This is a genomic window from 'Prunus avium' virescence phytoplasma (genome assembly GCF_050916135.1).
In the GTDB taxonomy this organism is placed as follows: domain Bacteria; phylum Bacillota_I; class Bacilli_A; order Acholeplasmatales; family Acholeplasmataceae; genus Phytoplasma; species Phytoplasma ziziphi.
Map to the genome: position 1 here is coordinate 1 of NZ_CP069156.1, position 20,092 is coordinate 20,092.

Annotated in this window: 16 protein-coding genes and 1 pseudogene; 12 read left to right on the top strand and 5 right to left on the bottom strand. The window is 19.8% G+C overall.

The genetic code is table 11. The features are described 5' to 3' along the window. Genes dnaA through trpS form a run of 4 tightly spaced genes read left to right on the top strand, consistent with a single transcriptional unit; the run spans window position 1 to window position 4,435 of the window. A complete protein-coding gene (gene dnaA, locus JNO41_RS00005; protein ID WP_121463909.1) occupies window positions 1-1,371 on the top strand; it encodes a chromosomal replication initiator protein DnaA in 1,371 nt (456 codons plus the stop codon). Between the two features lie 33 nt (window positions 1,372-1,404). Beyond that, entirely contained in the window at window positions 1,405-2,541 is a 1,137-nt protein-coding gene (dnaN, locus tag JNO41_RS00010; protein ID WP_121463910.1) for a DNA polymerase III subunit beta, read from the top strand. Between the two features lie 37 nt (window positions 2,542-2,578). Continuing rightward, window positions 2,579-3,382, top strand: coding sequence for a hypothetical protein (locus JNO41_RS00015; RefSeq protein WP_121463911.1), 804 nt, complete (start codon window positions 2,579-2,581; stop codon window positions 3,380-3,382). 36 nt (window positions 3,383-3,418) lie between these two features. Next, a complete protein-coding gene (gene trpS, locus JNO41_RS00020) occupies window positions 3,419-4,435 on the top strand; it encodes a tryptophan--tRNA ligase (protein WP_420885393.1) in 1,017 nt (338 codons plus the stop codon). A gap of 414 nt (window positions 4,436-4,849) precedes the next feature. Here the strand turns inward: trpS and JNO41_RS00025 are convergent, their stop codons facing one another. Then, a complete protein-coding gene (locus JNO41_RS00025; RefSeq protein WP_121463912.1) occupies window positions 4,850-5,209 on the bottom strand; it encodes an effector protein in 360 nt (119 codons plus the stop codon). 2,485 nt (window positions 5,210-7,694) lie between these two features. Between JNO41_RS00025 and JNO41_RS00030 the strand changes: the two genes are divergently transcribed. The 7 genes from JNO41_RS00030 (at window position 7,695) to ftsH (ending at window position 12,691) form a co-directional block, all read left to right on the top strand. Continuing rightward, window positions 7,695-8,078 (top strand): DUF2963 domain-containing protein, encoded by a 384-nt coding sequence (locus tag JNO41_RS00030; RefSeq protein WP_121463914.1) that lies wholly within the window; start codon window positions 7,695-7,697, stop codon window positions 8,076-8,078. Further along, window positions 8,075-8,215: a DUF2963 domain-containing protein gene (locus JNO41_RS00035; protein WP_420885401.1), complete on the top strand. Its 141-nt coding sequence runs from the start codon at window positions 8,075-8,077 to the stop codon at window positions 8,213-8,215. The genes JNO41_RS00030 and JNO41_RS00035 overlap by 4 nt, the downstream gene beginning before the upstream one ends. A 137-nt stretch (window positions 8,216-8,352) precedes the next feature. Next, window positions 8,353-8,793, top strand: a complete 441-nt coding sequence (locus JNO41_RS00040; RefSeq protein ID WP_121463915.1) for a hypothetical protein — start codon at window positions 8,353-8,355, stop codon at window positions 8,791-8,793. Further along, window positions 8,762-8,905, top strand: coding sequence for a hypothetical protein (locus tag JNO41_RS00045; protein ID WP_161554976.1), 144 nt, complete (start codon window positions 8,762-8,764; stop codon window positions 8,903-8,905). Before JNO41_RS00040 ends, JNO41_RS00045 begins: the two co-directional genes overlap by 32 nt. A gap of 26 nt (window positions 8,906-8,931) precedes the next feature. Then, the gene (locus JNO41_RS00050) at window positions 8,932-9,360 is read left to right on the top strand and encodes a hypothetical protein (RefSeq protein ID WP_432729524.1); all 429 of its coding nucleotides are present in this window, start codon (window positions 8,932-8,934) and stop codon (window positions 9,358-9,360) included. 57 nt (window positions 9,361-9,417) lie between these two features. Beyond that, window positions 9,418-10,881, top strand: a complete 1,464-nt coding sequence (locus JNO41_RS00055; protein WP_432729526.1) for a hypothetical protein — start codon at window positions 9,418-9,420, stop codon at window positions 10,879-10,881. 28 nt (window positions 10,882-10,909) lie between these two features. Further along, window positions 10,910-12,691, top strand: coding sequence for an ATP-dependent zinc metalloprotease FtsH (ftsH, locus tag JNO41_RS00060; RefSeq protein WP_432729528.1), 1,782 nt, complete (start codon window positions 10,910-10,912; stop codon window positions 12,689-12,691). A gap of 223 nt (window positions 12,692-12,914) precedes the next feature. On the opposite strand, the gene JNO41_RS00065 is transcribed toward ftsH, so the two are convergent. After that, complete coding sequence (locus JNO41_RS00065) at window positions 12,915-13,190, bottom strand: hypothetical protein (RefSeq protein WP_236628341.1); 276 nt, start codon at window positions 13,188-13,190, stop codon at window positions 12,915-12,917. Window positions 13,191-13,740: 550 nt separating this feature from the next. Further along, a complete protein-coding gene (locus tag JNO41_RS00070; protein ID WP_121463918.1) occupies window positions 13,741-14,091 on the bottom strand; it encodes a hypothetical protein in 351 nt (116 codons plus the stop codon). A gap of 1,235 nt (window positions 14,092-15,326) precedes the next feature. Between JNO41_RS00070 and JNO41_RS00075 the strand changes: the two genes are divergently transcribed. Continuing rightward, the gene (locus tag JNO41_RS00075) at window positions 15,327-15,599 is read left to right on the top strand and encodes an SVM family protein (RefSeq protein ID WP_121463919.1); all 273 of its coding nucleotides are present in this window, start codon (window positions 15,327-15,329) and stop codon (window positions 15,597-15,599) included. A gap of 508 nt (window positions 15,600-16,107) precedes the next feature. On the opposite strand, the pseudogene JNO41_RS00080 reads toward JNO41_RS00075, so the two are convergent. Both JNO41_RS00080 and JNO41_RS00085 read right to left on the bottom strand, forming a co-directional pair. Then, window positions 16,108-17,285: pseudogene (locus tag JNO41_RS00080) on the bottom strand (NAD(P)-dependent malic enzyme). Window positions 17,286-19,248: 1,963 nt separating this feature from the next. Next, a complete protein-coding gene (locus tag JNO41_RS00085; protein ID WP_320410448.1) occupies window positions 19,249-19,977 on the bottom strand; it encodes a DDE-type integrase/transposase/recombinase in 729 nt (242 codons plus the stop codon). Between the last annotated feature and the right edge of the window lie 115 nt (window positions 19,978-20,092).

Here is a 20,092-nt window from a genome sequence, read left to right on the forward strand (position 1 = left end):
ATGGAAGAAAAAAAATTGTCAAAAAAGGAAATTTGGGAAAGTATTTTGGAAGATTTATCTTTTATTTATAGTGAAAAAGTTTTCGAAGAAACTTTTTCTAATATCCAATTATATAAAATAGAAGATGAAATTTTTTTTATTTTAGTTGATAATGAATTTATTAAAAATAAAATTTTAAATAATTATTTAAATAAAATAGAAAATATTTCCGAAAAATATTCTCAAGAAAAAATATCTTTTCGATTTATTTCTGCAAAAGAAATTCCAAAAGAAGAAAAAAAAATAAAAAAAGAAGAAAATAAAAAAATTGATTCGAGTGATTACTATTTAGGAAATTTAGAATCTAAATACACCTTTGATAATTTTGTTCCTGGGATGAGTAATGAGTTTGCTTTTGAGATGGCCAAGAAAATTGCTAATTCAGAAAAAATAGAAACAAATCCTTTATATATTTTCGGTTCGGTTGGTTTAGGAAAAACACATTTAATGCAAGCTATCGGAAATCATATTTTAGAAAAAACATCTAATAAAAAAGTTTTATATATTAAAGCAGATGAATTTATAGAAGATTTTATTAATAAATTAAGAAAAGAAAAAATAGATGATTTTAATGATAAGTACAGGAGTATTGATGTTTTTTTAGTAGATGATATTCAGACAATGTCAGAAGCAACTAGAACTCAAATGGAATTTTTTAAAATCTTTGATTATCTTAATTTGAATAAAAAAAAAATAGTGATTACAAGTGATAAAAGTGTTTCAGAATTGAAAAATATTATGGAAAGATTAACCAATCGATTTAAAGCAGGATTAGTAGTAGATATTAAAAAACCAGATCTTAAACATCGTCTTGATATTTTAAAAAAAAAAATATTTTCGATTCAAGGCGAAGGCGAAAATATTCAATTAAAAAAAGAAATTTTGAATTTTATTTCTTCTAATTTTTGTGATAATATAAGGGAAATGGAAGGAGCTTTATTTAGACTTTTAAATTATTTTCAAATTTATAAATTAGAAATTAATTTAAAAAATACCAAAGAAGCTTTAGGACCTTTATTAAAAAGTAAGAAAAATGTTTCCGAAGAAGAAATTAATTCCGAAAAAATTAAAAAAATAGTAAGTAGTTTTTATAATATTAATATTAGGGATTTGGTTGGTGACAAAAAAAATTCTAAATATACTTTACCACGACATATTGCTATTTATTTTTTGAAAAAAATAAATAATATTTCTTTTAAAACAATAAGTTTTATTTTTAATAAAAAATATTCTTCTATTTTTAAGGCTTATAAAAAAATTGAAGAAAAAATAGAACAAAATGAAGAATTAAAAAAAGTTGTAGAATTTATTTTAAAAAAAATAAATAATTAAAAAATTATTTTAAGGAAAATAAGAAATTGAAATATGAATTTCGAAATAAAAAAAGAAGTTTTTTTGCATTATTTAAATCAAATTCAAAAAATACTTCCTCAAAAAACTTTTTTTCCTATATATTACTACATAAAAATAGATCTTAAAAAAGATGTTTTATTTTTAGAAGTTAATAATAGTCATATTTTTGTAAAAATAAAAGTAGAAGATGAAAGTTTAAAAGTATATGAAGAAGGAATTTTTATTGTATTAGGAAGAAATTTTATTGATATTATTAAAAAAATAGATTATCATCTTATTAAAATTGATTCTGTAGAAGATAAATTTTTAATTATTAAAACTGATTATTCATATTATAAATTAAAATTAATGGAATTAGATAATTATCATTCTGTTGATTTCATTTTTGATTATCAAAATTGTTTTGAAATAGAAATGGAATTATTTAAAAAATTAATTAAAGAAATGATTATCGTTTCTTCGAAAGATAAACAACAAAATATTTTAACAGGGGTTAATTTAATTTATAAATCTCCTTTTTTAATTTCTGTAGCTACTGATTCTTTTCGTTTAGGCCAAAAAAAAATAAAATTAAAAATAGATTATTATGATTTTAATATTATTATTCCTGCGAGAAGTTTAGAAGAATTACTTAAACTTTTGGAACAACAAAAGGATGAAATTGTTCAAATATCTATCACAGAACAAAAATTTTTTTTAAAAACAAATTCTTTATTTTTTCAATCTCCTCTTTTAGAAGGAAATTATCCAGAAGCTCCGCCGATCAAAAAAGAAAGTTTAATTAATTTTTTTAGATTAAATAGAAACAATTTAATTAAAGTTTTAGATAGAGTTTCTTTGTTTTTACCAAAAGATAAAAATATTTTTGATAATGCTGTAGAATTTAAAACTAATTCGAATTATAAATTAGAAATTTTTTCTGATAGTGAAGAAATAGGACATGCTTTAGAAGAAATTGAAATTTTAGAATCTTCTTTCGATAGCAATATAAAATCTTTTTTCAATGTTAAATATTTAGAGGAAATTTTGAAAGTTTTTACTAGTGAGCAAATTACATTTTTTTTCGAAAATTCATCGAAACCTTTTTTTATTATGAGCGAAGAGGATGAAACAATTTTATATTTAATTTCCCCTTTTTATTTTAAATAATTTTTTTATTTTTCCTTAAAAAAGGATTTTTATAATTATGATCAAAAAAAAACTAAAAAAAAAAGATAATAAAATAAATTCTTTATTTTCACAATTTGATTTTAAAATAAAAATTTATTTTCTTTTTTTACTTATATTAACTTTTTTTACATTTATATCTGATATTTATTTATATTTTTTGGAAGGATTTAAATATTATGATAGATTTAAATATTTTACTAATCAAACAGTTTTTTCTATTTTATTGATTTTATTTTCTTTTTTTAAAAAAATTAAAAATCAAAAAATATATTCTTTTTTTATTTATGGAACTATAGTTAATGGTTTATTAACTTGTTTTGTTTATAATGTATTGTTATTCCCTTTTTATGATAGCGAAAAATTTATTATAATGAAGTTTATCAAATCAATTATCAAGTCAAATTTTAAATTGAAATATTTGATTAGTTCATTACAACATATTTTTATCCCTTTTATTTATTTTTTTCTTTTTTTCTTTTTTATTCCTTTTGATTTAAAAAGAATTAAAGAAATTTGTTATTCTTTTTCTCATCCTGTTTTATATTTATTTACTTTTTTTATAATTTCTTGTTTTTACACAAAATGTGATCAAGATATACATAAGTGTTGGCTTCCTTATCCTAATATTCAATGTCCTGATCACGGATGGGTTTTATTTGATAATGAAAAATATGAACATACTTTTTCTAAACTAATTATTGTTTTTTTAAGGTTATTTATTTTATTTTTTTTATTTTCTATTATTTTTATTTTTATTTTTATTTGCAAAAGCAAATTTAATAAAAAATTTGGAAAAAAGTTTTTTAAAAAAAGAAATTAATTTTTTAAATTATTGAAAAAGGTTAATATTAAAAAAATGATTTTTAAAGAAAAAAAAAGATTAATTACAGGTATTAAACCGACAGGAGTTTTAACTTTAGGTAATTATTTAGGCGTAATAAAACCTTTGATTCTTTTTCAGAATGAATATCATCATGAATATGATATTTATTTTTTTATTGCAGATTTACATTCTTTGACTAGTTTTCAAGAACCATCTTTATTAAAAAAAACTATTCGTGAAATGATATATCTTTGTTTAGCTTCAGGATTAGATTTAAATAAAACAAATTTATTTATTCAATCAGAAGTTCCTCAACATACTTATTTAAATTATATAATGGAATCTAATACTTATTTAGGTGAATTAAGTCGAATGATTCAATTTAAAGAGAAAAAAAGCTCTTTGAAACAAGTTAGAACATCTCTTATGACTTATCCTATTTTAATGTCTTCGGATATTTTACTTTATGATGCTGATTTTGTTCTTTTAGGTCAAGATCAAAAACAACATTTAGAATTAACTCGTGTTTTAGCTAATCGTTTTAATAATTTATATGGCAATACTTTTGTTGTACCTGAATTTTTACAATTGGGTTCTATGATTAAATCTTTAACTGATCCTCAAAAAAAAATGAGTAAAAGTTCTTCTGAAAATAGTTATGATGATAAAGGTTGTATTTATATTTTAGAAAATTTAAATATTATAAAACAAAAAATTTTAAAATCAGTTACTGATTCAGGAAAAGATATAAGATACGATTTAGAAGAAAAACTTGGTTTAAGTAATCTTTTGACTATTTACTCTTCTTTAAAAAATTGTGATTTAAATGATACTATAAAATATTTTCAAAATTTTTCTTATAAAACTCTTAAAGAAGAAATTGCTGATTCGTTAGTAGAAGAAATTAAAATTATTCAAGAAAAATTTTATGATTTAGAAAAAAATGTTAATTTAGAACAAATTTTACAAAAAGGAACTAAAAAAGCAACAATAATAGCCGATCGTAAAATAAAAGAAGTTAGAAAAAAATTAGGAATAGATATAAATTAAAAAATAAAATTATATTTATTTTAATAAATAGAATTTTATTTGTTTATAAATTTTTATTTTTATAATAAATTGAATTATTTAAATTATTATTTTTTAAAAATTATATAAAAATTCATAATTAAAATAAAACCGAACTCAAAAGTTAAATTGAGTTTGGTTTTTTATTTTTTTAGTTGGAAGATTTCATAATTATTTAGTTTTATAGTTGATTTGGTTTGGTGATAAAAATAAAAGAATATTAATAAAATAATTATTAATCTTTTTAGACAAAAGATATTTTAACTAATTTTTACATAATTGGTTATACCTTTTTGTTATTTATTTAAATATTTATTACCTATTATTGGTTTGTTAAATAAAAAAAGACTCTCGAAAGAGAGCTTTTTTAATAAAAAAATTTTTGCGTTAATTTTTTTAATATCTTCTATGGTTATTATTTTGATGATTTGAAGCGTTATTTATTCTTTGTTGTTGCAATTGATCTCTGAGAATTAATTGTTGATGCATTTCATTTATTCGATTTAAAACTCGATTTAAGGCTTCTGAGATATTTCTCATTCTACTTAAACGTGTTTCACTATCTAAACTTAAATTATTAAAAGTATTATTTAATTGTTGTAATAAATTGATTTGTTCTTCTTGGAGTTGTATTATTCTTTGTTCTAAAACTATTCCAGGAGAAGCGTATAAAACATTGTTGTTAAATATAAATAATACTAAATCAATTAAGAAAAACAATTTAAAGAATGATAAATATTTTTTTGATTTAAACATTTACTAATACTCCTTTTATTTTTATTCCTCATCTGAGGAGATTTTGTAGAGTAATTTTAATGAGGAAAGAGTTTTACTTTGATCACTATTTAAAGATTTGATAATAATAGTTAATAAATATTTTTTGAAAAAATTATTATTCATAAATTTCATTTCCTTTCTTATAATAGTGATTATTATCAAATATTGAAATTAGAATATATCACTATTATATAACTTTATGAATTAAATGTTTAATAAAAATTTTTTATTTATTTGCTATGATGATTTTATCTATTTTAGAACGACGTTCTTTTTGTAAATGTTGTTGTATGAGTGTAAGAAAGTATATAATTTATGAAAAATATAAAAAAAATTATTGAAAATAATAAACAAATATTTATTTTTTAATAATGCTTTAATTATTTTAATTTCAATTTTAATTTGTTTGTTTAGAATCTAAAATTAAAAAAAATAATTTATACTATTAGTAATTATTTTTTGAGAATTTATTTTATGGTAATTTTAAAAAAAATCTTTATTTTTGGTCAACTCCATAATAATAATTTAATCTTAAAAAAAACATGATAAAAAAATGAATATATTCGTTTTTTTCTTTACTTTTTTCTAAAAATAATAAGTTTTTTTATTTTTTATCTTCGCAAATAAATTTAAATATTTCATAATTTATATGAATTTGATTTGTTGTTCAATTAAATATTGACATTTTTTAATTTTATTATGTATTTTTTATTTTTTTGTTATTATTTTTAGTTTTTATTTGTGAACGGGTTAGATTTGTTCTTTGTATAGGTTTGATAGGTTTAAAAAATAGCTATTTACATAGCTATTTTTTTTAATAAGAATACTATATATTTAGATATTAAAATGTTATATTAAAAAAATTTTATTTTTTTAAATTGAATTAAAGAAAAAAATTATAAATAAATTTTTAAAATTAATTTATCAAAAAAACAATCTTTTTTTGTTTAAAAAAATAATTTTTATTTTATAACCTTTTTCTTTTTTGTATTGATTGATTTCAGAAATAGTATTTATTTTTTTTGTTTATTTTTTTAAAAATTAAAATTTTTTTTATTTTATACTGGACATTTTATTTTTTTCGTTAGAATAAAAACATAAAATAAATAATTTGGCTTTCAAATTATCAAAGCACGTCATTATTAATTTTAAAAAAGTCTTATTTTATTAGAGTAGTAAATTATATATAAACATGTTTTGAGTTTGAAAGCGTGTTTTTTAACAAAAAATATTTTAATATAGGTTTAACAGTTTACAGTGTTTTTTACAGTAATAAAATTTTCGTTTACATAATATTTACATATCTTTTGCATATGTTTTACATATATAAATCTTACATATAAATACTTTTACATGACTTTTAAATATATTTTTATAATTTTTTTATATAATTTTTATGTTTTTGATACTTAAAAACGAGCGTGGGTTGCTCGTTTTTTATTTATATACTTTTTTTTATTGTTTTAATGTTTTTTTTATTTATTTGTTTTATTTCCTCGGCGTTTTATATTTTTTTGCATATATATAATTTATTTTTTCCATTGATTGTTTTAAATGTTTTTTATCGTCGATTAAAAAACCATTTAAACTTGCAATCATTGAGTTTCTAATTTTAATTTTTCTATATATTATTTCGATTTCTTTTATAAATATTTTATATTTGTTTTTTATTTCAATTTTTGTCAATAATTGTTTTAATTTGCCCTCGTATTTGTTTAATTCTTTTATTGATTCTTTTTTAAATATTTGTCAGTTCTTTCTAATGTTTTAAATCTTTTGCTGTAGTTTTTTATTATACATTTTTTTATTTCTAGTTACTTTATTTATATATTTTTTAAATCATTAATAGGTTTTTTTTATTGTAGTTTTAAAATAAAACCTTTACGACTTTTTTATTTGTATGTATACGTTTATATATCTTTATGTCCTCCGCGTGTTTTTTATTTCTCGTTTTTTTTGTTTTGTTCTTTTATTGTTTCAATAAAAAAAATTTCATTAATTTCAATTTTGTATAATGTTAATTTTTGTTATTTTATTATTTATTATTTTTTTTAAATTCTCATCATTATGGTTTTGTTAATGTGTAGCACGTTTTTATTTTAAATTTTAAAAAAAATTGTTATCTCTTCTAATGCTTCTTCGTCTCCTAAGAATTGTTTTTTCTTTAATAAATTAATTTTAATTTTTTTTATATCCTTTTTGTTTTCATTTAGTCAAAATATATATCTTTTTTATTTTATAAAAATATTTTTTTATATGTTTTTTTAATACAAAAACATAATCAAACTATTTATCTAAATATCTACAACAAAAGTAAAATTTTTAATCTGTTCATTATAATAAATTTATCAAACTTATATTTGATATATTTTTTGTAAATTAAAATAAAGCTAATATTTGTTTTTTTTTGTTATATAATAAAGTTAATTTAATTAAAAAAATTTTAGAAAAAGGAAATTAAATAATGAAATATCACCAATTTTATACCAAAAATAAAAAAATAATTGTTTTGATTTTAATTGGTTTGATTTTAATTGTTGGTTTAGGGATTGGTTTTTGTGTTGTTTCGTTTTCTAAAAAAAAAGAAATAATGGACCAATCTAATGAGCAAACAAGAAATTATATTCCCGAACATAATCCATCTACTAATATACCAATGAAATTAACTAATTGTCGACTCGATAAAACAATAGAAAATATTGTTGAATATGATCTATCTACTAACAACCAAATTAAATCAACTAATTTTCGATCAGACGGTCAAACAATAGAAAATATCATTGAATTTAATCCATCTAATGAAAAAAAATTAAATCAACTAATTTTCGATCAGACGGTCAAACAATAGAAAATATCATTGAATTTAATCCATCTAATGAAAAAAAAATTAAAGAAACTAAATTTCGATCCGACGGAACAACAATAGACTATATCACTGAATACGATTTATCTACTGGCGTTGAAATTCGAACAACTTATATATAATCCTGATGGCTCGATAAGATAAAATTAACTTTAATAATTTTTTTAAAAAATTAAAATAAAGTAAAATAAAAAATGCAAATTAATTATTAGAAAAATAAACTCTTAATAAATAAGAAATAGAAAGGCTTTATTAAAAAATGCATAAAATTCAGAAAAAGAATTTAGTAATTATTGTTTTAGTTTTATTAATTATTGTTTCATTGGTTTTTGTAGGTATAAAATTAATGAATCCACAATCTTCCCAGGAAAAATCATTTTCTGATACAACACAATCTTTGAATGGTTCGGAAAAACAAGATGAAAATATTGAAGAAGTGATGATAGAGGTTGGTGATCCAAAGGATATGAAAACAAAAATAAAAGAATTTATTCGAAATAAAATCCATAATGAAGATTTTAACTTATTGACTTATGATGTATCAGTTCCTAGTTATAATCCAATTGATAAAACAATAACAGGAACTAATTCGCGAGGGCCAATTATACAATCAGGGGGTTTTTGCTGTCCAATTAAAGATCCCTCTCCAGATTTATTAGCTGTTTATTTTGACGGGGGGGGAAAAGCGTGGAGCAGATGAAGCCGAAGATGAAGAAGGAGAATATATTCCTAAATATACTTTAGATAATTTAAAATCAATGAAGAATGGCGCTACAAAAATATATTTATTTAAAAAAAACAATAAATATTAAAAAATAAAAAAGGTGATATTTTATTTATGAAAAAAACAAAATTTATTTATACAATTATTATTTGTTTTTGCCTTTTTTTAATAATTTTAATATGCTATTTTATTTCGAAAATAAAACAAAATCAAAAAAACAAATCTATCTCTTCGTCTATTAATATTATTTCTTCAGAAACTTATAAAAAAGCTGTAAAAGAATTGCCATCTAATCTTAATCCTATTAAAAAAACTAATAATAAAAATAAACAAATAGAAATTATTGATTTATTAAGAACTCCTTTTTTAAATATTAAACCTATTTTGAAAGATTCAAATGATAGTAAACAAAATTTAAAAGATTGTCGTCAAGGATATTTTGAAGGTGTTATTAAAAAAATGTCTTTTGCAACTAGTTCAAATGATTTTAAAACAATAGATATAAGAGAACAAGGTATTGATTTTTTTGAAGAAAGTAAATAAATTACAGGAAAAGACATTTCTGATTCTTGTTTGGAGTTTGAATTAAAAAATGATATTTTGTTCGAGAATAATCAATCAATAAATTCTGATACTATTGAATTTACTTTAAGAAATTATTTAGAACGTGGTAGTGAATTGTTCTCATCAGATAATAAATCATTATGGTTTAGTATTGGTAAATTAAAAAACGCTATCCATTATTATACAAGCGCTAAACCTTCTCAAGATAAAAGATTAACTTGTTTTCAAAAAATAGATAATTATAAATTTAAAATTTTTTTTGAACCAGATTATATTAAAGATAATTCTTTATTTGAAATAATCCAATCTTTAAACTATATTTTGTTATTTCCTTTAAATATAAAATTATATGATTACGGTTCGCCCGCGAATCCAATAATATCTTATGGTGATTATAAAATTGAAGAATACGATTTAGAACAAGGATTATTACTGAAAAAAAATGTTAATTCATTACAAAAAATTATTTATATATATTATCAAATAATAACTTCTTTTGAACAACAATTGAATTTATTTAAGTCTAATCAATTAAATGAATTAGAAACAAATGAATCGATAATAAAAGATAATAATTTCCAAGAATATATTTCTGTATCTAATAATAAAGTTATTTCTTTGATAATTAATTTAGGAGATAGACATGACGCTTCTTTTAGGCAAAATAAAGAAATTTATAAAAAAGTTCCTTCTATTTTAAGAGATGATGATTTTAAAAGAGCATTATTTTGTATAACTGGTGACATTATCAAATCGTTAACAAATGTAGAACCGCAAATATTTGATAAAGTAAAAGTTGATAAAGTTCAGGAACAATCACAAATAAATATAATGAATTTACTTAATGATAGTTATTCAAAATGGAAGTTTAATAATCCTAATGAAAAAAATATTTCACTAGATTTAGTTTATTATACACAAAATTTATTGCAACAGGAAATTGCAGAACAGTTAAAAAATAAAATAGAAAATTTAAAAATCGATAATAATTTTATATTTTCCGTGAATTTAATTCCTGTTAATATTAGTCCTCATGCTGGCGATATATCTTTGGCAGAATTTCAAAAAGTTTATGATTTAATTATCACTCATATATCATTACCAATAAATAAATTTGATGATTATGTAAATATTTTAGAAAAAATAAATATAGATGATAAAATAACTTTTTCTCTTTCATTTCGAGATATTAATAATGAACAAATAAATGAATTAAAAAACATTTTAGAATTACAAGAAACAGATTTAGAACAAATAAAAATAGATCAACTAAAACATATTTATCAAAAAGTTCAGGAAAAAGCAAATAATCCTCAAAAACAATTATTTTTGGATTCCTTAATAAAAACTATGGAGCAAAAAATAAAAGAACAAAAGGCTCTATATCCTTTATATGAAGATAAAAAGTTTATCGCCTTTAAAAATATTAAAAGTTCTAAATTAGATTTTTGTCCGTTTTTAGATATTATAAAGACTAATTATTTTGATTTAAATAAATAATAAACAAAAAAACGTTAGGAATAAAAAAATGAATTTTAAAATTTTTACCATTAAAAAGATTATAATCTTTTTAATTACTTGTTTTTTATTACTTGTGATTTACGATCTAACTTTAGAGTATCGTTTACGTATATTTTCTAGCATGGATAAAAAAAGAGTTGATGAAGTTATGAAGATAATTGATCAAAATAAAGTGGAGCAAATTCGATTTTGCGAAAAAACTTCAACACTTTTAAGTAGAACTTTATATCGAATTGAAATCAAAATTCAAAATTCAGCTAAAAATATGAATTCAAACAAATGGTATTATTGCGAACCAGATTATCATTTTTATAGCGAAATTCATAGTAAATGTAGAAGTTTTCAAAATATCGAAATAGATGATGCACATTGTGATTTTAGATTATCTGAATTTATTTTAAATTTTTTTGTTATTTCTCATACTCCTATTTTTATGTTTTATCTTTTAAAAACAATGAATATTCAATCTGGCAAATTAAACTCCAATCCTTTAGTTTCATCCAAACAAAAATCTTATTTTACTTTCGAAGATGTTGCTGGCAATGAAGAAGAAAAAGAAGAAATGAAGGAATTAATTGATTTTTTAAAAAGACCTCAAAAGTATGCTTCCGTAGGAGCTAAAATACCTAAAGGTGTTTTATTAGAAGGGCCGCCAGGAACAGGTAAAACCTTATTAGCGAAAGCTTTAGCTGGTGAAGCTGGAGTTCCTTTTTACGCTGTAGCTGGTTCTGAATTTGTTGAAAAATATGTCGGTGTCGGTGCTTCTCGTGTCAGAGAATTATTTAAAGAAGCTAAAGATCATTCTCCTTGCATTCTTTTTATTGATGAAATAGATGTTTTAGGTAGTAAAAGAGGTGGTTTTTCAGGAGGATCTCAAGAAACAGATCAAACTCTTAATCAACTTTTAACTGAAATGGATGGTTTTACTTCAACACAAGGAATCATTATCATCGGAGCTACTAATAGAGCGGATATGTTAGATTCAGCTTTATTAAGACCAGGAAGATTCGATCGCAAATTTATAGTTGGTCTACCTGATGTTAAAACTAGAGAAGCTATTTTAAAAGTTCATGTTCGTAATAAAAATATTTCTCCTGATATTAATTTTAATCAATTAGCGAAACAAACTCCAGGTATGAGTGGCGCTCAATTAGAAGCAGTTTTAAATGAAGCTTCTATTTTAACAGTAAGAAATCAAAAAGAAATGATTACTATGGAAGATTTAGAAGAAGCGATTGATCGCGTTTTAATGGGTCCAGCCAAAAAATCAATTAAATATACAGAAGAAGAAAGAAAAATGGTGGCTTACCATGAAGCTGGACACGCCGTTATTGGTTTAAAATTAGAACACGCTCAAAAAGTTCAAAAGATTACTATTATCCCAAGAGGTTCAGCTGGTGGTTATAATTTAATGTTACCTGAAAAAGAAACTTTCTTTTCTTCTAAAAAAAGAATGTTAGCGAATATTATTTCTTATTTAGGCGGTAGAGTAGCTGAAGAATTAGTTTTTGACGATGTTTCTAATGGAGCTTGTGAGGATTTTAAACAAGCTACTAAAATAGCTAGTTTAATGGTGACTAAATATGGAATGAGTGATTTAGGTGTTTCTCAAGATTCTGATTTTTCTGATAAAAAAGCGATTGATACAGAAATTAAAAAAATAATAGATCAATGTTATCAAGAATGTCAAAAAGTGATTAAAGAAAATAAATCTTTATTAGATAAAATAGTTAATTTATTATTAGAAAAAGAAACTATTAATAAAGAAGAGATAGATTTATTAGTTTAAAAATATAATAAAAATATTTTTTAAAATTTTTTGTTTATTAATTTATGTTGACCTCTTAAACATTAAAATAAAAATAAGACCGACTTTAAGTCGGTCTTATTTTATTTAATTAAAAATTTTCAAGTACACAACATTATAATAATTAAAAACTTTTTTTTGAATATTTCAATGTTTACCCCCGATTAAAATGGTCTTTGGGTTAATCATATTATTTTTTTAATTTTTATTTTTTTTGATTATTTAAATTTTTTAAAATCATTCGATAGATTTTAATTTGTTCTTTAGGATTATTAATTAATTTTGTTAAATTTTCTTTTAATTTTAATAAAATATCTTTTTTAGGATTTTCATTTTGTAATCCTTTTATTTCTTTATCTATTTTTGTTTTCGAGAATGCATTTTCACGAATCTTATTTTTGAGATCAGTAATTATGTCTTCGATATTTGAATTATTAGCAGTTGAACTATTGTCACTTGTGTTAGCGTTATCTTTATTCATATTGCCATAATTTGATTATTGATAGTAATTGACAATAATAAACTTAAAAAAATAAATAAAACCGTTTTAAACAAAAATAAATTTCTGTTCAATTTCAACATTAATTAATAACTCCTTTGTTTTTTATCCTCGGCCAAGATGATTTCTGAAAGATCGTTAAGGGTTTTGTAGTCCGAGTATTAGAAATTTTTTTAGATTTATTATATTTTTCTGTTAAACTATTTTTTGTTTTTTAGGTGTATTTTATTTGTTAAGCTAGAGATTTTTATATGTTTTTTGATATGCTGATTTCAAGGTTGATGGTAGATATTTATATCCTAATCATTTGAACCTTTATTTTTTAATCTTTTGATTTCGATTTTGAAAGCGTTAGTTGGATTTTTTTTATTTTGATTATATATAACATCACTAGTGATACTTTTTTTAATCTATTACAGAAGCTACAGGTAAATAATTTTCATTTGATGATTAATAGTAATTAAGAATAATAAACTTAAACAAACAAATAGAATTATTTTAAATAAAAATAATTATTTTTACAAATTAATTATTAAATTAATAACTTATTATGATGACTTTTATAATATTCAAAAATATCTTTTGTTAAATGTTTTATCTTATCAAGATCTAAATTATCTATATCTTTTATTATTTCTTTTATGTCAATTTTTCTTTGATTATATTCAAATATGATTTCATAATTTTTGTTTTCTTTATTATCTAAAATATTTGAACATATCTCTTTTAATTGATTTCTATGATAATTTAATTTGATGTCTTGTTTTATAGGATTCCAGTATTTATTAGTCTCTTCTTTATAAATATCTATTGTATTACAACCACAACAAACAGCTAAACAAACTTTAAAAAAAATTAATATTGTTTCGATACATGAATTCATATTTTACATTTCTCCTTTTATTAATAAATAAAATTATTAAATTTAATAATAAAAATTAAAAAAAATATATAAAATCATTATTTTTGTAATTTAAAGTGAAGCAATGTGTTATTAATTTTATAAAGAGAGAAACTAATATTCCTTTTTGTAATTTTGTTTATAATGAAAAAACCAATAACTAAATTTTTTAAATAATTATTATCCAAATATTTAAATTAGAATAATATCATTATTATACAATTTTATAATTTAAATATTAAAATATTTTTTTTATTTATTAATAACTTAAATTATGGATAATAACAAGATATTTATTTTTTTATATTTTAATGGACACGATTATAGCGACAGTAGATAGGTAGCGAGAATATAAAAAACGAAATAATAAAAATAAATAATTTTTATAATTGAAAGACGTTGAATGTATTAAAAAAATACGATATTAAAACATATAAAAAAATATTTTTAGAAAATAATAAGAGTGTTAAATAAAAATTTTTTCTTAAATATTTAAATCAATAAAATTATATAATAGTTATATATTCAAATTTCATATTTGATAATTATTACTATTATCAGAAAGTAAATGAAATTAATGAATATTAATATTTTTTTAAAAAAATTTCATAACTATTATTATAATTTGGCTTTTGAGTATTGTCATTGTTTTTGTTTTTTATAATTGATTAATAATAATTAAAAAAGAAAAAGATATTCTGATATCTTTATCAAAAGAATTAGATAAATGTAATTCTTTTGATAATAATTGTGAAAACCAAAACCTAAATTTATAACTACTCCAGAAAGATTAGAACAAATTAAAACTTATTTTTTAGAAATCAATGATAAATCTTTATTATCAAACGATCTTACTGAAAAATAATAAATATAAATAAAAAAATTAATTAATCTTTTAAAGTTATTAAAGAAAAGGGATAAATCTAATATCAAAAAGAAATCAATAATTATAATTATAAAACGGAATAAATTAAATTTCAATATTCTTTTCTTAAAATAGAATAATTAAAAATTTAAATTTATCATTATTATCTTAAAAAAACTATTTCACAAAATCACTGATATTAAAGTTCACATCGGTCTTTCAGTATTTATTAAAAAAAATATAAAGGCATGATATTAGATGCCGAAAAATTTAAAATAAGACTAGAATCTCACTACACATCATCTCCTCAGATGAGTAATAGATAAAAAAATAAAGGAGTTAATTATTAATAATGGTAAAATTTAAAAAACAATTATACTTATTTAAAATAATTTTATTTATTATTTTAGGATTATTATTTATTGCTAATAATTATTCGGTTATGGCGATGGAAAATTTAAATAAAGAAGAAATTAAATCAATAAATAATAATAAAAATGAAGAAAAAAATAATTATGAAATGTCTATGAATAAAGATATTGAAACAAAAAAACATTTTATTCAATTAATTATTGAAAAAATAATTATAAAAATAATATGTATAGAAATTAAAATAAATTTTTAAAAAATATAAATTAGCTTTTCTTAAGTAGATGATTAATCATCATTAAATATTATTTTGACACTGTATTGACAATAGAGATTTTAAGGGTTAAAATTATCATAAAAATGTTATAAAGTTTCAGTCTTTTTTATTTTCTTTATTTTTTAAAATATCTTTTTATATTTTTTTACATAATATTTTTTTGAATATATTGAAATAAAATATTTAAAATAAATATATAAGAATATATAATAATAAAAAAGTTATAAAAAAATAAATTATACAAATAAAAAATTATTGTGGGTCAGGATTTTATAAAGTTATCTTTTATATGAAATATTATATAATTAAAAATAAATTATAATTTTTTATAGAAAAAGAATAAATGAAAAAAATTTAAAAAATAAAAAAGAAATTTTTTTGAAATAAAATCAAAAAGAAAATAATTCTTAATTTTACGATTATCTTAAAAAAAAGTTATCAAAATTATATATTTTGGTAACTTTTTTAAATATAATAAAAATTTAATTTATTTTCTAGTCATATTTGTTTCGATAGCTACTTTAGCTACAGCTTCAGATATTATTTTGGTAACTTTTTTTCAAAAATAGAAGGAATTATATTATTTTCATCTAATTCTTTTTCTGGAATAATTGAAGTTAAAGCATGAACGGCAGCTACTTTCATTTCTTCTGTAATTTGAGTCGCTTGCGCATCTAAAGCACCACGGAAAACACCAGGAAAAGCTAAAAGATTGTTAATTTGATTTGGAAAATCCGAACGTCCCGTAGCAACTATTTTAGCATTCCCTTTTTTAGCTTCATCATACATAATTTCAGGAATAGGATTAGCTAAGGCAAATACTATAGAGTTTGGAGCCATAGTCGAAACCATTTCTGAAGTTAGAATATTAGGTTTTGATAAACCAATGAAAATATCTTTGTTTTTGATAATTTCTTTTAAAGAGCCAGTTTCATTTTCTAAATTAGTTACTGAAGCCATTTGTTTTTGTGCTTCATTTAACCAAGCGCAATCTTTTTTGATTGCTCCTTCTTTATCTATTAGAATTATATTTTTGAATTTTAATAAAAGAAGCATTTTAGCAACAGCTATTCCTGCGGAACCTGCTCCTGTAATAACTATTTTTACGTCTTTAATATTTTTTTTAACTATTTTTAAAGCATTTAAAATTCCTGCGCAAACAACAATAGCTGTCCCATGTTGATCATCATGGAAAACAGGAATATCTAATTTTTCTTTTAATTTTTTTTCAATGTAAAAGCATTCTGGGGATTTGATATCTTCTAAATTAATTCCTCCGAACATCGAAGATATTTTAGAAATAATATTAATAATTTCTTCCGGATCTTCAGAATCAATACAAATAGGAAAAGAATCGATATTGGCAAATGTTTTAAATAAACTAGCTTTTCCTTCCATTACTGGAATTGAAGCTAATGCCCCTATATTTCCTAAACCAAGAACAGCTGTTCCGTTAGTAATAACAGCAACATTATTTCCTTTAGTTGTGTATTTATAAGCGTTTTTTGGATTTTTAGCAATTTCCAAACAAGGCTCCGCTACTCCTGGAGTATAAATTAAAGAAAGTTCTTGGAGATTATTAATTTGTACTTTAGTTTTTATTTCTAATTTACCTTTATTTTTTTCATGAATTTTTAATGCTTCTTCTTTTATATTTAAAGACATTTGTTTTATTTAAACCATCCAACTAATTTTAATATTTTATGTTTTTTATTAAAAAATATATTTTAAGATAAATAATTGATACTTTTAATATCCAAATAAATTTGTAAATTTTCGAAAATAAATATTTTATTTAAAATTAATTATTTAAAAAAATAATTTTAAATAAAATAAAAAGAGTAATAATCGAAAATATTTATAAATAAATATCTTCTATATAATATTATATAATCATAACTAATTATAAGTTTAAAAATGTTTAATTTTTGTCTGGCTGTTTTGTTTTTAATTTATACATATTTATTTTTTTTATAAAAAATAAACAAACAAATTAATAAGATTTAAAAAAAATAATATAAATTATAAGTAATTAGTTTGTGAGTATTGTTTTTGTTAATTGTAATTTTGATAAAAACATTTTTTGGATTAAACCGAAATAAATCGAATCAACATTTGACTTATCTATGACTTGTTTAAATATTAAATTTATCAATCTTTAATAAGAGTTTAAAGGATTTTAAATAAAATTTCAAAAATCTTTTTTTACTTGCATTTTTTATTTTTTTTGCCAAAAAAATAAAATCATATTATAATAATGAGTATAAATGTTTTAAAAAAATTATAAAATAAAAATTTTTTACAAAGTATTTTTTTACCTTAGATTTTTTTATTTATAGTTTTTATTTCAATATAAAAAAACTTTGATATATTGACTTGGTGTGATTTTGAGACATATCTGATTTTATTTAGGTTTATAGAATTTCATGACTCTCCTTTAATTTTCTTTTTTGTTTTAAAATTGTTATTTGATTATTACCAATTTTTAAGAGATTATAAAAATTTTTATTTCTTTTGGAATTGTTAGTAAACGTTTGACATTTTTTTTATTTAAAAATAATTTTTTTGTTTTCATATTAAACTTATAATTATATTTATTTTCCGTTTTGTTTGTAAATTGAATTTCAAAAGATAAATCTTGTTTAAACCGTCTTATTTATTTTAAGAGTTCGCGGCATTCAAAAATGGAATTATAATTGAGATAAAATATATTATTTTTAAAATTAAAATTGTTTTGATTTTGTTTATGTAATATCATTTTGAAAATTGAAAATGTTTTTAATAATTTAAAATATTCCTTCAATATAAATTTTTGAGTTTGCATTTTAACAATTTATTTTTCGTTTTTATTCCCCTTTGTCTCTGAGTTTTGACAATAAAAACATTAAACTCAATTTTTAGTTTTTGCTTTTGATTTTATAGGGTTATTTTAAATATTGTTTCTATTTTGAACTTATAAAGGGAAACAACGCAAATAAATAATAACAAAATATATTAATAATAATATTTATAATTTTTATAATGATTTGACTTTTTTATATAAGATAATATTAAAAAACAATTTACAAATTTTTATTTTAAAAGTTAAAAAAACTTTTTTAACTTAAATAAAATTAAGAAAAGGAATTAAATTATAAATATGAATTCTCAAACAAAAAAAATATGTTTTTGTAAAATCCTTAAGGCGAACTTATTCAAAAAGCGAAACTTTTTAAAATAGAAAAAATATTAAAAGATTAATTTTTAAATTAATTCCTTTCATTGTTTTTATTTGTTTTTTGTCGAAAATAAAATTTAATAAAAAGGTCTTACACTTATATATATCCTGAAAAAGACAAAAAAGAGCAAATTATATTTTGCCTTAGAATAGATGTTTTTAAATTGTTTTGTTATTTTTATGCATAATTTAGGCATTAAAAAAATTAAATTTTATTTCATTTTTTTTAATTTTATTTAAAATAAAATTTAATAAAAATGTCTTACACTTATATATACCCTGAAAAAGACAAAAAAGAGTAAATTATATTTTGCCTTAGAATAGATGTTTTTTAAATTGTTTTGTTGTTTTTATGCATAATTTAGGCATTAAAAAAAATTAAATTTTATTTCATTTTTTTTAATTTTGTTTTTATTTTGTTAATTGGCAATAAGAATTGGGATTTCGATAATTTAGTTTTTGATAAATCCAATTATTGTTATAATAAAAAATAAAATCATTGATTTTTGTTTTTAATAAATTAAAAGATAATGATTCTAAATTAGGATTTTCTTGAAAAATAATTGATTTCATTAAACCAAAGAAAGATTCAATCATTGCGTTATCGTTCGGTTCAGCTAAATGAGACATACTTAAAATATAATTTTGATTTAATAAATATTTTTGAAATTTAATGCTACGATAGATGTTTCCTTGGTCAAAATGAATCAGACAATTTGACGATTTAGTTTTAATTTGATCAAAAGTGTCATAAACTAGTTTAGAATTAGAATGTTTACTGAAATTGAAAGAAATAACCTTGCGATTAAATGAATCTAAAATTAAAGATAAATAAAGAATACCATCTTTTGTTTTAAATTGGGTAATATCAGTAAATAATTTAGTTTTTGGTTTTAAACTATAATAATTTTTGTTTCTTTTATTAATGATATTTGGAACTAATTGAAAACGAGATAAAATCGGATGTTTTTGTTTTTTAGGTTTTAAAATACATAACCAATTATTCTTTTTCATGATTCGATAAATAATTTGATAATTTAAATTAGTTTTATATTTTAAATTATATAAAAAACATATTTTCTTAGAACCAAAATAAAATTTGTTTTTAATGCATAATTCTTTTATTCTTTGTTCTAATATTTTTTATTGTTCTAATTTTTTTTTTTTTGATTTTAAAATTGTTTTTAGTTCGATAATAAGTTGTTTTTGATAAATTAAATAAAATCAACATTTCTTTAATGTTGATTTTATTTTT

What these genes read in the sequence shown, in the direction of transcription:
- JNO41_RS00030 (WP_121463914.1), top strand. Translation starts at nt 7,695, where the DNA reads ATGAAATATCACCAATTTTATACCAAAAATAAAAAAATAATTGTTTTG.
- JNO41_RS00070 (WP_121463918.1), bottom strand. Translation starts at nt 14,091, where the DNA reads ATGAATTCATGTATCGAAACAATATTAATTTTTTTTAAAGTTTGTTTA.
- JNO41_RS00075 (WP_121463919.1), top strand. Translation starts at nt 15,327, where the DNA reads ATGGTAAAATTTAAAAAACAATTATACTTATTTAAAATAATTTTATTT.
- dnaA (WP_121463909.1), top strand. Translation starts at nt 1, where the DNA reads ATGGAAGAAAAAAAATTGTCAAAAAAGGAAATTTGGGAAAGTATTTTG.
- JNO41_RS00025 (WP_121463912.1), bottom strand. Translation starts at nt 5,209, where the DNA reads ATGTTTAAATCAAAAAAATATTTATCATTCTTTAAATTGTTTTTCTTA.
- dnaN (WP_121463910.1), top strand. Translation starts at nt 1,405, where the DNA reads ATGAATTTCGAAATAAAAAAAGAAGTTTTTTTGCATTATTTAAATCAA.
- ftsH (WP_432729528.1), top strand. Translation starts at nt 10,910, where the DNA reads ATGAATTTTAAAATTTTTACCATTAAAAAGATTATAATCTTTTTAATT.
- trpS (WP_420885393.1), top strand. Translation starts at nt 3,419, where the DNA reads ATGATTTTTAAAGAAAAAAAAAGATTAATTACAGGTATTAAACCGACA.
- JNO41_RS00050 (WP_432729524.1), top strand. Translation starts at nt 8,932, where the DNA reads ATGAAAAAAACAAAATTTATTTATACAATTATTATTTGTTTTTGCCTT.
- JNO41_RS00040 (WP_121463915.1), top strand. Translation starts at nt 8,353, where the DNA reads ATGCATAAAATTCAGAAAAAGAATTTAGTAATTATTGTTTTAGTTTTA.
- JNO41_RS00065 (WP_236628341.1), bottom strand. Translation starts at nt 13,190, where the DNA reads ATGAATAAAGATAACGCTAACACAAGTGACAATAGTTCAACTGCTAAT.
- JNO41_RS00015 (WP_121463911.1), top strand. Translation starts at nt 2,579, where the DNA reads ATGATCAAAAAAAAACTAAAAAAAAAAGATAATAAAATAAATTCTTTA.